The sequence below is a fragment of the uncultured Marinococcus sp. genome, assembly GCF_947493875.1.
In the GTDB taxonomy this organism is placed as follows: Bacteria; Bacillota; Bacilli; order Bacillales; family Marinococcaceae; genus Marinococcus.
Genome location: NZ_CANLSU010000004.1, coordinates 170,864 through 184,988, shown reverse-complemented (window position 1 = coordinate 184,988; position 14,125 = coordinate 170,864). Strand labels below are relative to the sequence as shown.

The following is a 14,125-nucleotide window of genomic DNA, read 5'->3' as shown; positions in this document are numbered from 1 at the left end:
AAGCTTTCCATCAATCAGAAAAGGAGCGTGTACGATGAGTGCGAAAAGAGTATTGATCGTGGCCGGTGATGCCGTGGAAGCGTTGGAGGTGTATTACCCGTATTTTCGGTGCATGGAGGAAGGATTTCATGTGGATCTGGCAGCAGCCAGTGTCAAAAAACTGCATACGGTAATTCACGACTTTGAGGACTGGGAAACGTATACGGAGAAGCCGGGGTATGGCATTGAAGCGAATGTCGCTTTTGAAGGCGTAAATGCTTCTGATTACGATGCGCTGATTATTCCGGGAGGAAGAGCACCCGAGCACATCCGGATGAACAATGACCTGCTTGAAATCGTGAAGCATTTCTTTGAAAAGGATAAGCCGATTGCGATTATGTGCCACGGAAGTCTCGTGCTGACCCCGATCGCAGAGGTGGCAAAGGGAAGAAAAATGACCGCTTACCAGGCCTGCAAGCCGGAAGTGGAGAGCATGGGCGCAGAATATATCAATGAAATGGATTATGTGGACAAAAACCTGGTTTCCGGGCACGCATGGCCGGATCTGCCTGCCATTATGCGGGAGTTCGTGAAACAGGTGAACGATGCCCCGGTAACAACGTAGGACGGGGTTCGAGCCGGCCGGCTGTTCAGGCCGGCTTTTTTTAATAGCTGTTCATGCTAAAATGGTAATGGATTACATAGAAGAAAAGAGGACTGGAAATGACGGAAGCTGTTTTACTGCTGCTTACAGGCATCTTTGCCGCTGCGTGCGGTTCGCTGGTCGGCCTCGGCGGGGCGTTTATTATTGTGCCGATCCTCGCGCTTTTCTTTCCGATGCCAGCCTCGGATATTGCAGGAACCTCGATGGCTGTTCTTTTGTTTACCGCTATTTCAAGCACGTGGACGTATTCGAAGCAAAAACGGATTGATTATAAAAGCGGCATCTATTTTGCGCTTGCCATGATGCCGGGTGCAGTCTTTGGCGCGTGGCTGACCCAGTTTTTTGATACGGATACATTTTATACCGCCTTTGGCATCTTTTTATTCTGCATGGCCCTGTTCCTTTTGTTCCGGCCGAAAAACAAACAGCAAAGTGCCGGCAGACCGACCACCAGGCGGACATTTACAGATCTTACCGGCCATACATATGAGTATTCATACAATCGGTGGATTGGCCTGTCGATTGCGCTGGCTGTCGGCGTTATTTCAACGTCGTTTGGTGTTGGGGGAGGCTCTGTCATGGTGCCGACCATGGTGATGCTGCTTGCTTTCCCGCCCCATATTGCGACGGCGACCTCGATGTTTTTGATGGTGCTGTCGGCTGCGGTCGGAACGGCGGCGCATGCCTGGTTCGGCCACGTTCAGTGGGATAGCGTGCTCTGGCTCGCGATTGGGGCTGTAGTAGGCGGCCAGATTGGTTCTGCGCTTGCGGCGAAGCTGCCGGGAGCTATTATTCTGCGTGTGCTGGCCATTAGCCTCGTCATCGTTTCATTAAGACTGATTTTCGGAAGCTCATAAAAATAATCCCGGCTCTCGTATCGAGCCGGGATCTTTGTGCTGTTTTACTGGTCTTCTTCCGTGTGGAAATGGGAAACGATAGTATTCAATTCTCTGGCCATCATATTCAGCGCTTCTGCGAGAGCGTCGATTTCTTCTACCGCGTGAAGCTGCGTTTCCGAGGCTGAGGCTACGTTTTGGGAGGTGCCGGCATTGTGTTCAGAAATTGCCGAAATCTCGTCGAAGGAGGCAGTGATTTCCTGAGAGCTTGCCGCCATTTGCTCCGAAGTGGCTGCCACACCTTCAAGGCGCAAGCTGACTTCGTTCGTGTAATCTGAAATTTCCTGAAAGGCAGCCTTAGCCTGCTCGGTCATCTTCAGGCCATCCTGAACCTCGCCGGTGACCTGTTCCATGGAGACGGCGGAGTCCTGAATCTCTGTTTGAATCGTAGTAATAATCGAAGCGATCTGGGAGGAAGAATCCCGGGACTGCTCGGCAAGCTTGCGGACTTCTTCGGCGACGACAGCAAATCCTTTTCCGTGCTCTCCTGCCCTCGCCGCTTCAATAGCAGCGTTCAAGGCGAGCAGATTGGTCTGTTCGGAAATGGCCGTGATGACATTTAAAATGTTTTCAATTTCCCGGGAGCGGGCGCTCAGCGTCTGGTTCACTTCATTGGAACGTTCGACGGAGGTATGGATGGAGCGCATTTTTTCCAGCGCCTCGCTCATCGTTACGAGGCCGCCGTTCGCTTTTTCTGTCGTCGAGGCTGCATGCTCGGAAATAGAGGTTGTACTGCCCGCCACTTCCTGGACGCCTTTGGAGACTTCCTCCATGGCACCGGCGCTTTCTTTAATGCTTACTGACTGCTGCTCTGAGCCTGAGGCTACCTGCTGCAGGGAGGCATTGACTTCAGTAATGGCCCGGCTGGATTTATTGGAATTTGATAGAAGCTGTTCAGATGAGTCCTGAAGAAGACGGGAGCTCATATCAAACTGGCCAATCAGCTCCTTCAGCCTGGTGCTCATCCGGTTAAAATGCATGGCAAGCTGGCCGATTTCATCCCGCTGATTCAGCTCAATATCCTCACCGGTTAAATCATCATCGGCTACCTGCTTCACCCGGGCGGTGATTAAGCGAATTGGCTTTGTAATACGGCCGGCGATCAGAACGGCAGCACCAATAATCAGCAGAGCTGCCACGCCGATAAGGGTAAGCACTGTCCACTTCAGGCTGTTTGTTGCTGCGAGGACTTCCTCCATTGGCGTCAGAAAGAAAATTTTATATCCTGCTTCCTGAACCGGGGAGGCGGAGACGAGCAATTGTTCACTGCCGTTTTCGATTGTTGTGGAGGAGGCTTCCTCCTGCTCCTGGGCAAGCAGTCCCTGCCATTCACCGCTGATATCAGCCTGGCCCACCGGCTGACCGATAAGATCCTCTTGCGGATGAAGCTGAATCACGTTTTGGTTGTCCACGAGAATAGGTACAGCACTGTTTTTCTCTCCGCCCCCTGTATAGCGTTCCATTAAAGCATCAAAATTAACAGACGCAGACATGACGCCGGTGATATCCCCATTGGAGGCGGTCACCGGAGACGCCACGACTACGATGCGGTTTCCGGTAGAGTTGGAGTTAAGGACGTCGGAGATTGTAGTCTCGCCGTTCATCCCGTTCTTAAAATAGTCTCTGTCGCCGAGGTCGAGTTCCCCGATATTTTCTTCGGTGGTATGTGCCTCCACAATTCCATCTGTGCCGGTAAATACGACGGTTTCAAATGTCTCATCGCGTTCAATGATCTGATTCATCAGGCTGAGGCGGGTATCGGTATCACCGCTGCTCATATCCTGCGTGCCCGCAGCAAGTACAATTTCATCAAGCCGTTTGACGAGCCAGCGGTCCATTTCGTTCGCCGCAGCTTCAGATGCCATGGTCAGTTTTTCTTCTTCTTCGGCCACTACGACACTGCTGCTTTCCTGAAAGACAAAAAAAGCGACAGCCACAGCCGGAAGCAGGCCAATCACTAAAAACCATATGAGTAATTTTTTTCGAAGATTTGGCTGTAATAATTTTTCTTTCACGTTCATCCACTCCCCAATATGTAAACGAATACCTTCTTTTATTCATATCGGATAAATGGAAAAAAAGTGAAGCTTTTCAGGAAAGCAGCTTGAAGGAATATCGGTCGCTGCCATGCAGGTAAAGGAGTCTTCCTGTTACTCCTTCAGCTGCATGCGTTCGTTAAAATACGTCTTGTAGCCGAGCTGGGTAAATAAAATAACGCTGAGAGCGACGGCCCCGGTAATGCCCAGAAGAATAGCGATCTGATAGCCGATCGCTGTCACAGGGTTAACCCCGGAAATAATCTGCCCGGTCATCATCCCTGGCAGAAATACGATTCCTGCCCCAACCATATTGTTGATCGTGGGAAGGATCGCCGCGTCGAAGGATTGGTTCACAAGCTTGCGGGTGGCCTGATTCGGGGTTGCTCCGAGCATGAGTGCTGCTTCCACCCGCGAACGCTGGCTGTGCAGGTGCTCTGTCAGCGTCTGGACCCCAAGGGTAATGCCAGTCATGGAGTTGCCGATAATCATGCCTGCAATTGGAATGAAATAGCGCGGGTTAAACCACGGAGCAAACTGGATAACTGCAAAGTTGAAATACAGCAGGCTCAGGATGGTCCCGAGACTCATCGATACAGCGATCGCCCGTTTCATTTCCCGGGTCAGGGGACCACGGACGCGCTGGAAAATATTCCAGATCGCAAAGCCGAGCATAAAAAGCACAATCAGCGATGTGAGCCAGGGGCTCGGGTTTTCAAATAAAAACATGAGCACGTAGCCCATTAACAGCAGCTGAAACGTCATACGGAGCGAAGAAATGAGTATTTCTTTCTCCCTGGGGATTTTCCGCCAGCGCACAATGACAAGCAAAAGAATGATAAACACGTAGGCAGCAAGAATCTGCCAGAACGACAGCTCGATAATAGAGGTGTTTTCAGTCATGATTTCAGGCCTCCCACGCTGGTAAATGAATCTGAGTGAACGATGCGGTCGGCAAAATGATCGGCCATCGCCGTCGCATGGCTGATAAAAATAACTCCTTTGGCAGAACGCCGTGCTTCTGCGAGAAATCGTTCCATGACGTTCCATTCCATGTCTTCATCGAGCGCTGAGGTCGGCTCGTCGAGTAAATAAACGTCGGGGCCGGCAAGAAGCAGGCGGGCGAGGGAGAGACGCTGCTGTTCCCCGCCGGACAAATTTTCGGCCGGGTCACGGAGCTTTTTATCAAGCATGCACTGCTGTGCCGCAGCGATAAGCTTTTCGTCAGAAGCTTCCTCTCTGCCGCTGAACAGTCTCCCTGCCTGAAGGTTTTCAGCTACTGTTTCCCCGAACAGCACCGGCCGCTGCGGAAGCATCATCACCTTCCTGCGCAGCTCTGTTGGTTCCCAGTCGGTGTATGGTTTTCCCTGGTAGGAAACGGTGCCGCTTTCCGGGGTGGCCAGATAATTGAGCAGGCGCAGAAGAGTTGATTTTCCCGATCCGCTTGGGCCGGTGACAGCAGTGACAGTATCGGTGGGGATGGTGAGCTGCTTTGTGTTAATAATGCTCTTATACTTTACATCGTTTAACTGAAACATAAAACGGCTCCTTTCATTAAAATTATTACCCGGAAATAATCGATAGGAAAATAAAAAAGCACTCATGAACATTTCCATGAGCGCTTGGGCAGAATGCCTGCTCAGGCGAAATCGAGAATATACACAAGACCGGTGTAGGCACTCAGCACAAACATACAGCCGAGAATGAAAACGCTGAACGGCGAGCGTCCGCGATGAAAGCTCTGCACCATAAGGTATAGAAACCCAAAGGATAACAGCACGCTTAAAATGGTGATGGGATGCAGCTGCAGCTGAAAGGAAGCGCTGTCCGGTATGGAGGCAGGGTAGAGCACATGAAACAAAAAGGCCGGATTTTCATAATTCAGACTGCCGCCTGGCTCCTGTTCGGTCATAAAAGCGGTAATGACAAAGATAAGTACGGCGGTCAGGCTTTCTGCCCGAAGCCACTGCCGCGGGTTGTAATCCGTGACCTGCTGCAGGCGCCTGCGGATGAATATTCCGTTAAAAAGTGCAAACGTAAGGATAACAATATAAAACAAATGCTTCCATATGAGAGCTTCTCCGTATGGAAGAGCCCATGAACCGATAAATGGGTCTGTCAGCAGCTGCCCCATGATTATGCCGGTAAAGGCGATAATAATGACACACATGACGGCTATCAGAGTGAACCACTCCAGAAAAGAAGCCCATTGCTTATAGGAAACACCAAACCAGCTGACCATCAACAGCGTGCCGATCCAAAGACTAACGGCAAGCAGATGGAAAAAATGAAGAGTTCCGCCGATGAGAGGAATCGCATTGGCAGCGTGGCCGGATGCTCCCAGAGCACCAATCATTCCCATGACAAGAACGAGGCCGACGACGGCGGCAGCGCGCGGCATGCCGGTGGAATGAAAGAAAAGAATAAATATCCCGAGCAAAAAAAAGCTCAGCACAAACAGCACTACCCAGCTCTGGCCTACTTCGTACTGGAACAATATACGCTCGAGGGCACCGAAGAAAGGCATGTCCCTGCCCGAAGCTATCGTGCGGGTGAGCTGGGCGATGGGAACGAAGGAAACGACAGGAAGCAGGGCTGCAGCTGCTGCCGGAACAAAAAACGGAATAGAAAGCGTCGGCCGGTGCGTGGCAGGGATAAGCTGAAGCAAGAGCGTGCCGGCAAGTACAGCGAAAAACAAATACTGCAGAGCGTTACCTGCTGCAAGAATCATGTCCGGCGTTTAAGGCGGAACAGGAACAGGGCCACAATGGCGACGACGAGACCCAGGCCGATCACTCCAATGGTTATGCCGAACCCGGAGCCGGCTTCTTCTTCATTAATGGCGCTTTCGGTTTCACCGTCGGCGTTTTCCTCCGCTCCTTCCGCATTGTTTTCAGAAGAGGAGTTGTCATTGGAGGTCGCTGCTTCTTCTTCGGCTGCTTCTTCTACAGTAAAGGAAGAGCTGTCCTCCATAATATGGCCGTCTTCACTGACAATATCAAAAGAGGCTTCGTATTCTCCAGCCTCAAGCGGCTCTTCCATTGTCACATTCAATTGGTCTTCAGGCTCGATGGACACATCAGCGGTTTCCACGTCATTTCCTTCTGCATCTTTGACCGTAACCCCGTTGTAGTCTTCAATAGGACCGTCAAAATAAAACATGATGTCTTCGGGTGCTTCCACTGTGGCTCCGTCTTCAGGATCGGAGCCTTCGAGGTGTGTATGTGCTTCAGCCACTGCGGGCGAAAGCAGAAAGCCGGCGGCTAAGCAGGCGATTAAACGGCGCATAGGTTTTTCCTCCTTTTATATGAACGAGAACGTAATTATAGACATCTTCTTCCTTTATACCAAAGAATACGTTCGAAAAGGAGGAAAGGATGTGAATAATTTACGAAAATCGTTTTTCAGGAAGGAAAAAGGCAGAGAGGATTCATTCTCTCTGCCTGATCAAATCAGGAGGATGCGAGGAGCTGGAGAAACCCTTCAGCGGTTTCTGCTTTTAACAGCCTTTGAATTAATTTTGGCTGTTCAATCACTCGCCCGAGCAGCTCGTACATTTCCTGAAGGTCTTCGGTGCTGTCTTTTTTTACATTCAACAGGCACACCAGCTGAACAGGCCGTTCTCCCCAGCGAACAGGTTTATCGAGCGTACAAAAGGCTAAAAAGGTCTCCTCTGTCTTAGGCGTGACCGGGTGGGGGATGGCGACAAGGTTGCCAAAGGCAGTCGAAGCCACATTCTCCCGTTCAAGGACAGAATCGAGAAAACCATCATCAATTAAGTGCCGGGCAGACAGCTCCCGTTCGAAAAACGTGAGTATTTGCCGAGTAGTGGAAAAGGGCTGGTGTAAAAAAACGAGAGACTCCCGTAAATACGTACGAACAGCAGGCTCTCTGGAAATAAAGCCCTCGATGGTGCGAAGGTCAGTTTCGCTTAGAATCGTATTTACCTGAAGCACCGGAACAGGTAGGTCATCGTAAATCGGGACCGAGCTGATAATGACGTCGATATGATCAAAATTCATCTCCCGCAGACGGTAATATTCTGTTGTTCCCTGAATGTGAAGCCGCCTTCCGAATTTGGCCTGGAGCCGGTAGTAGAGCAGCTGGGCGCTTCCGCGGCCGGAGGCGCAGACAATCAGGCATCGGGCAGGCGTTGTTTCCATTTTACTGCGTTCAAGCGCGGCACCGATATGAAGAGCCAGATAGCCTATTTCATTTTCATCAATACGGATATCGTAATGCTCTTCAAGAGCGATGCCGGCAACGACCCCGGCTTCAAAGGCGAGCGGATAGTTGGCTTTAATATCGGCAAGCATAGGATTGCGAACGTTCATATTGTACCGGAACCGGCTGATGGCCGGCTGCAGATGAAGAGCAAGGGCAACGATAAGCTCCTGATCGTTTTGAAGCTTCAGATGCAGTTCCTTGTCGATATGAACGAGCAGAAAACTGACCATATTATACGTATCGGTATCGAGAGAGTTCTTTACCGTTTCAACGGTGCCATCTTCGTTGTCGAACAGTCGGGTGCCAAGCAGATGAAGCGTAATATAGGCAATTTCTTCCTCCGGAAACGACACCTGCCAGGTCTGATTGATTTCTTCAACGATATTTTTGGCTACCTGGTATTCACGCTTTTGTATCAGTTCATCAAATTCTGCGTGATACATCGATACGTAGTACTCGTCCTGAATGCGCTGGTAGGCAATCAGAATATGGTTAAATAAATTGTGCAGGGCAATATCGGATAAAGAAATATGCTGAATTTTAATCTGCCTTAAAATAGTGTTCCAGATGCTTTTTCTTTCCTGTTCGGAAAGATGAAGAAAAGGCAGCGACTGATCGTGGCGCGGCTGCTCATTCTGCCGGTCGAAAATATATTCAGCGATGCAAAAACGCATCTGCATCTCGCTCCCCTGGAGATGAAGGCCATCATTGGCGGTCCGTTCAAGAGCAATATTATACTCCTTTAAAATCTCCCTCACCTTTTTCAGATCGTTCTGTACTGTGGAGCGGCTTACAAACATCTCATCGGCAAGCTCATCCAGCTTGATGAAGGAACTGGCAAGAAGCAGCCGCTGGATCAGATATGAAACCCGTTCTTCGGGCAGGCTGGGAAGAGCCTGGGAATCAGGGGCTGCCGGCTGCAGATACTCCTTCACATATGCCCGGAACTTATCATTGTCGATGATTTTCAGCTGGTATCCCTTTCCTTTAATAGCTTCAATTTCTGCCCCGTTCGACTGAAGCGTTGTCTGAAGTCCTTTGATGTCCTCCCGGATGGTCCGGCTCGACACCTGGTGCAAGGACGCCAGATAGCTTCCGGTCACCGGGACGCCGCTCGCGACTAATTCTCTTAAAATGCTGTTGCTGCGTGTAGTCATATCTCTTCCCCCCCCTTAAAGGTGAACACGTATGTAAGCGCTGTAGAAAAAATGCATAGTCTACAGTGCGTAATTAGGGATACTATAAAAGTAGCACAAAAGAAGCAGGAAAGAAGTGCAAATGATTTCCGCTTCCTAACGGAAGAACATTCTCTATCTATGAAAGCGCTATTTTATTATATTGAGTATATCAACCGCACATCATTTTATTTTAATTGGAGGAATATCAATGAATATTTTATTAGCATGCTCCGCCGGAATGTCGACAAGTCTTCTTGTTTCAAAAATGAAAGAAGCAGCCGATGAGCAGGGTGTCCAGGCGGAAATATGGGCAGCAGCCCAGGATAAAGCACCGGAAGAAATCAAAAAGGCTGATGTACTTTTGATCGGCCCGCAGATGCGCTTTATGAAGAAAAAATTTGGCAAGGTCGCCGATGAGCAGGGGATTCCGCTTGATATTATTGATTCCGTCGCTTACGGACGTGTAGACGGAAAAGCGGTACTTGATCACGCCATGAAGCTGTTAAACGAGCAAAAATAGGGGGGAGACACATGAATCGATTTATGGAGGTATTGGAAAATATTCTGATGCCGATTGCAGAAAAACTAAATAACAACCGTCATCTGACGGCCTTGCGCGACGGGTTTCTGATTGCCCTGCCGTTAATCATTTTTGGTTCTATCTTTGTTGTTATCGCCAACTTTCCATTTCTGGATCAGCTGATTGGGGAAGACGCCTATGCAGCCTACCAGGCAGCGCTTGGTCCGGCTTCGGCATCCACGCTTAGTATTATGGGGCTTTTTGTCATCGTTGGGATCGGGTATAAATTAACTGCCTCGTACGGCGTGGAAGCACTCTACGGCGGGATGGTCGCCCTGGCGGGTTTCATCATTTTAACCCCGCAGACCTTCGAGGACGTGGAAGGAGTTATTCCAACGGCCACTCTCGGGGCCGAAGGCATGTTCGTCGGTATACTGACCGCGTTTCTCGCGGCCGAGCTGTACCGCTACTTCGTACAGAAAAACCTGACAATTAAAATGCCGGCCGGGGTTCCGGACGCGGTCTCGAGATCGTTCAGTGCGCTGATCCCTATCGCCCTGACCTTATCGGTCTTTCTCGCTATCCGTATTTTGTTCAGCCTTACCCCGTTTGAATCTGCTCAGAGCTTTATTTATACCGTTTTACAGGAGCCATTAACAGCGCTTGGCAGCGGGCTTCCGGCTACGATCATAGCTGTTCTTATGATTCAGATATTCTGGTTTTTCGGCCTGCACGGGCAGATTCTGGTTAACTCCGTGTTCGACCCGATCTGGTACGCGCTGAACGATCAGAACTTTCAGGCGTTCCAGGCAGGAGAAGCGCTTCCGAATGTTGTCACCAAACAATTTATTGATACATTTATTGTAGGGATGGGCGGCTCCGGTATGACGCTTGCGATTGTGCTCTGGCTGTTCATGCTCGCACGCAGCAAACAGGCGAAGCAGCTTGGCAAGGTTGGCGGTCCCCCGGGATTCTTTAACGTCAACGAACCGATTATTTTCGGCCTGCCGATCATCATGAATCCATTGATATTGATTCCTTGGCTGGTGGCTCCGGTCGTTATTGCAGTCATAACGTATGTAACGATGTCGATCGGCCTGGTGCCAAAGCCGGCAGGAATCATCGTTCCGTGGACCACCCCGATTTTCTTAAGCGGATTTCTGGCTACTGGGAACGCCTGGCAGGGAGCTGTCCTGCAGCTGTTTAACCTGGCCGTGGTATTTATCATATGGTTCCCGTTCCTGCGGATTCTGGACCGTCAGTATGTCCGGAATGAAGTAGAAGGAGAAAAAGAAACGACAAATGCAGACAACAAGCAAAAAAGCGGTTAAATCAGAATAGGAGTGGAGAATATGGAAGCGTTAACAGAAACCGCGTTTCAGATTATATTATACGCTGGTAACGGCAAAGCAAACGCCATGGAAGCGATCCAGGAAGCGAAGGCCGGAAACTTCGACCGCGCCGAAGAGCTGATCAAGGAAGCAGGGGAAGAGCTCGGGAAAGCACATTCCTACCAGACCAACCTGCTCACGAAAGAAGCAAGCGGCGAGGATTTTTCCGTTAATGTTATGCTTATTCATTCGCAGGACCATTTGATGACCTCTATGACGGTCAGAGACCTGGCTGAAGAGATCGTGGAAGTGTATCGCACGCGGTAAGCATAAAGAGGGACCCGGCTGAAAGAAAAAAACGGTCCGGGGCCCTGCTTGTTGTAAAACATATACAGGCGCAACCATTTTAGGAGGTACCATCTATGGCAGAGAAGTTCACGTTTCCAAAAGGATTCTGGTGGGGGGCGGCCACATCCGCCACTCAGATTGAAGGCGCCGCGAATGAAGGCGGCAAAGGGAAAAATATTTGGGATCAATGGTTTGAAGAAGAGCCGAATCGTTTTTTTAACGGAGTAGGTCCTGGCACTACATCCGATTTTTATCACCAGTACAAGGACGACATTGCCCGGATGAAGGATATTAATTTTAATTCCTTTCGCTTGTCGATCTCCTGGTCCCGGCTGATCCCGGACGGCTCCGGGAAAGTGAACCAGGAAGCTGTTGATTTTTATAACAATGTTATCAACGAAATGATTGAACAGGGCGTGGAGCCGTTTGTCTGTTTATATCATTTCGATATGCCGATGGCGATGCAGGAGATTGGCGGCTGGGAGAACAGGGAGACAGCGGAATACTTTGGCCGTTATGCCGGCATCTGCTTTGATCTGTTCGGCGACCGGGTGAAAAAATGGTTTACGCACAATGAACCGATTGTTCCGGTGGAGGGCGGCTACATGTACGACTTTCATTATCCTAACGTCGTCGACATGAAGCGGGCGGCCCAGGTGGGCTATCATACCCTCCTGTCCCATGTGTTTGCGGTGAAAGCCTTTCGTGAAAAGGACCGGGCTGGCGGGGAAATCGGCGTTATTTTGAACCTGACCCCGTCCTATCCAAGAAGCAGCCATCCGGCAGATCTGAAGGCTTCCCGGATTGCAGATTTATTTTTTAACCGGAGCTTTCTCGATCCCACCGTGCTCGGGGAGTATCCTCAGGAGCTGATTGACCTGCTCGGGGAGCACGGGGTGCTTCCGGATACCGAGAGCGGGGATAAAGAGCTGATCAAAGAAGGAAAAGTCGACCTGCTGGGCGTGAACTACTATCAGCCGCGCCGGGTCAAAGCGAAGGAAAACCTGCCGAATCCAAGCGCTCCAATACTGCCCGAGTGGTTTTTCGACCATTACGAAATGCCCGGACGGAAAATGAATCCGTACCGCGGATGGGAAATTTATCCGAAGGGTGTATATGACATTATGATCAATCTCCGGGATAACTACGGGAATATCCCGTCGTTCATTTCTGAAAACGGCATGGGGGTTCAGGACGAAGCCAGATTTATGGAAGACGGCATGATTCAGGATGATTACCGCATTGAGTTCATCCAGGATCATCTTGAATGGCTGCACCGGGCCATCGAAGAAGGCGCTAACGCTAAAGGGTACCATCTCTGGTCGTTTATCGATAACTGGTCGTGGATGAATGCCTACAAAAACCGCTACGGCTATTTTTCTGTCAATATCGATACGCAGGAACGCACGCCGAAAAAAAGTGCCTATTGGATCACTGATGTACACAAAAATAACGGATTTGAAAAATAGCATTACGGGCCGTCTGTTTATCTGCAGACGGCTTGGTCTGTATAAATATACGCAGAAAAAGGAGCGAGACGATGCAGGATGGGATTAAAATTGTAACGATCGGCGGTGGTTCCAGCTACACCCCGGAGCTCGTGGAGGGCTTTATTAAAAGACATCACGAACTGCCGGTGAAGGAGCTGTGGCTCGTAGATATTCCGGAAGGAAAAGAAAAGCTGGAGATCGTGGGAAAGCTCGCCCAGCGTATGGCAGCCGAAGCAGGTGTCGATATGACAGTGCATCTTTCCTACAGCCGGGAGGAAGCATTGCCGGGAGCGGATTTTGTCACCACTCAGTTTCGGGTTGGTATGCTTGAAGCGCGGGCGAAGGACGAGCGGATTCCGCTCTCCTACGGCGTGATCGGTCAGGAAACGAACGGACCGGGCGGGCTGTTTAAAGGACTGCGGACCATTCCGGTTATTATTGACATTGTGCATGACATTGAGCGGCTGTGTCCGGACGCGTGGCTTGTAAACTTTACAAATCCGGCCGGCATGGTGACAGAAGCGGTGCTGCGCTATACGAACCACGAACGAATTGTCGGCCTCTGCAACGTGCCGGTGGGAATGCAGATGGGAGTGGCTGAAGCGCTTGGAGTAGACGGCAGTCGCGTACACATTGACTTTGCCGGGCTGAATCACATGGTGTACGGGCTGAACATTTATCTCGACGGTGAAGATGTAAAACAGCAGGCGCTTGAAGCGGTGGCAGATCCGGCGAATGCCTCCACGATGAAAAATATCGCAGCGCTCGGATGGGAGCCGGATTTCATACGGGCTCTGCAGGTGCTCCCCTGCCCGTATCACCGGTATTACTATAAAACAGAAGAAATGCTGGCTGAGGAACAGGTGGCAGCCCAGGAAACCGGCACCCGTGCGGAGGTCGTGCAGGGGGTGGAGGAGGAGCTTTTTGCCCTCTACGGCGATGAAACACTCCGGTCGAAGCCGGAGCAGCTGGAGCAGCGCGGCGGGGCTTATTACAGCGAAGCGGCCTGCAGCCTGATCAACTCGATATACAATGACACCCGGGACATCCAGCCGGTTAATACGAGAAACCGCGGTGCCATTGCAGGGATCCCGGCGGAGTCGGCGGTGGAAATCAGCTCCGTTATCACAAAGGACGGTCCGAGGCCCGTGGCTGTCGGAGAGCTTCCGGTGGCAGTCCAGGGACTCGTGCAGCAGATCAAGTCGTTTGAACGGGTAGCTGCTGAAGCAGCGGTGACGGGAAACTACGGGACGGCTCTTCTGGCGATGACTATTAATCCTCTCGTTCCGTCTGACACAAAAGCAAAACAGATGCTTGATGACATGCTCGAAGCCCATCGGGAGCATCTGCCGCAGTTTTTCCAGACAGAAAAGGCTTAAAACGAAGAAGGTCTCCTAAATCAGGAGGCCTTTTTGTTAGAAAAATTTTGCCAAATTTTAAAATAAACCACAAAAAG

General features: G+C 50.5%; 13 protein-coding genes. 7 read left to right on the top strand and 6 right to left on the bottom strand.

Annotation, left to right across the window (positions count from 1 at the left end):
* Nucleotides 1-34: 34 nt before the first annotated feature.
* Together Q0757_RS09175 and Q0757_RS09170 are read left to right on the top strand one after the other, a co-directional pair.
* Complete coding sequence (locus tag Q0757_RS09175) at nucleotides 35-604, top strand: DJ-1/PfpI family protein (RefSeq protein ID WP_298786544.1); 570 nt, start codon at nucleotides 35-37, stop codon at nucleotides 602-604.
* 98 nt (nucleotides 605-702) lie between these two features.
* Complete coding sequence (locus Q0757_RS09170; RefSeq protein ID WP_298786542.1) at nucleotides 703-1,500, top strand: sulfite exporter TauE/SafE family protein; 798 nt, start codon at nucleotides 703-705, stop codon at nucleotides 1,498-1,500.
* A 44-nt stretch (nucleotides 1,501-1,544) separates the two neighbouring features.
* Here the strand turns inward: Q0757_RS09170 and Q0757_RS09165 are convergent, their stop codons facing one another.
* The 6 genes from Q0757_RS09165 to Q0757_RS09140 form a co-directional block, all read right to left on the bottom strand.
* The gene (locus Q0757_RS09165) at nucleotides 1,545-3,554 is read right to left on the bottom strand and encodes a methyl-accepting chemotaxis protein (RefSeq protein WP_298786540.1); all 2,010 of its coding nucleotides are present in this window, start codon (nucleotides 3,552-3,554) and stop codon (nucleotides 1,545-1,547) included.
* A gap of 135 nt (nucleotides 3,555-3,689) precedes the next feature.
* Entirely contained in the window at nucleotides 3,690-4,478 is a 789-nt protein-coding gene (gene fetB / locus Q0757_RS09160; protein ID WP_298786538.1) for an ABC transporter permease, read from the bottom strand.
* A complete protein-coding gene (locus tag Q0757_RS09155) occupies nucleotides 4,475-5,113 on the bottom strand; it encodes an ATP-binding cassette domain-containing protein (RefSeq protein WP_298786536.1) in 639 nt (212 codons plus the stop codon). The genes fetB and Q0757_RS09155 overlap by 4 nt, the downstream gene beginning before the upstream one ends.
* A gap of 101 nt (nucleotides 5,114-5,214) precedes the next feature.
* Nucleotides 5,215-6,306, bottom strand: coding sequence for a copper resistance D family protein (locus Q0757_RS09150; RefSeq protein ID WP_298786534.1), 1,092 nt, complete (start codon nucleotides 6,304-6,306; stop codon nucleotides 5,215-5,217).
* Entirely contained in the window at nucleotides 6,303-6,863 is a 561-nt protein-coding gene (locus tag Q0757_RS09145) for a copper resistance protein CopC (protein WP_298786532.1), read from the bottom strand. Before Q0757_RS09145 ends, Q0757_RS09150 begins: the two co-directional genes overlap by 4 nt.
* Before the next feature lie 164 nt (nucleotides 6,864-7,027).
* Complete coding sequence (locus Q0757_RS09140; protein ID WP_298786530.1) at nucleotides 7,028-8,959, bottom strand: BglG family transcription antiterminator; 1,932 nt, start codon at nucleotides 8,957-8,959, stop codon at nucleotides 7,028-7,030.
* 229 nt (nucleotides 8,960-9,188) lie between these two features.
* Between Q0757_RS09140 and Q0757_RS09135 the strand changes: the two genes are divergently transcribed.
* From Q0757_RS09135 to Q0757_RS09115, 5 genes are all read left to right on the top strand, one after another.
* Nucleotides 9,189-9,500 (top strand): PTS sugar transporter subunit IIB, encoded by a 312-nt coding sequence (locus tag Q0757_RS09135; RefSeq protein WP_022794169.1) that lies wholly within the window; start codon nucleotides 9,189-9,191, stop codon nucleotides 9,498-9,500.
* Between the two features lie 11 nt (nucleotides 9,501-9,511).
* Nucleotides 9,512-10,831, top strand: coding sequence for a PTS cellobiose transporter subunit IIC (gene celB, locus Q0757_RS09130; protein WP_298786528.1), 1,320 nt, complete (start codon nucleotides 9,512-9,514; stop codon nucleotides 10,829-10,831).
* A gap of 21 nt (nucleotides 10,832-10,852) precedes the next feature.
* The gene (locus Q0757_RS09125; RefSeq protein ID WP_079474600.1) at nucleotides 10,853-11,158 is read left to right on the top strand and encodes a PTS lactose/cellobiose transporter subunit IIA; all 306 of its coding nucleotides are present in this window, start codon (nucleotides 10,853-10,855) and stop codon (nucleotides 11,156-11,158) included.
* A gap of 95 nt (nucleotides 11,159-11,253) precedes the next feature.
* Complete coding sequence (locus tag Q0757_RS09120) at nucleotides 11,254-12,648, top strand: glycoside hydrolase family 1 protein (protein ID WP_298786507.1); 1,395 nt, start codon at nucleotides 11,254-11,256, stop codon at nucleotides 12,646-12,648.
* Between the two features lie 71 nt (nucleotides 12,649-12,719).
* A complete protein-coding gene (locus Q0757_RS09115) occupies nucleotides 12,720-14,048 on the top strand; it encodes a 6-phospho-beta-glucosidase (protein WP_298786506.1) in 1,329 nt (442 codons plus the stop codon).
* The last annotated feature ends 77 nt before the right edge of the window (nucleotides 14,049-14,125 follow it).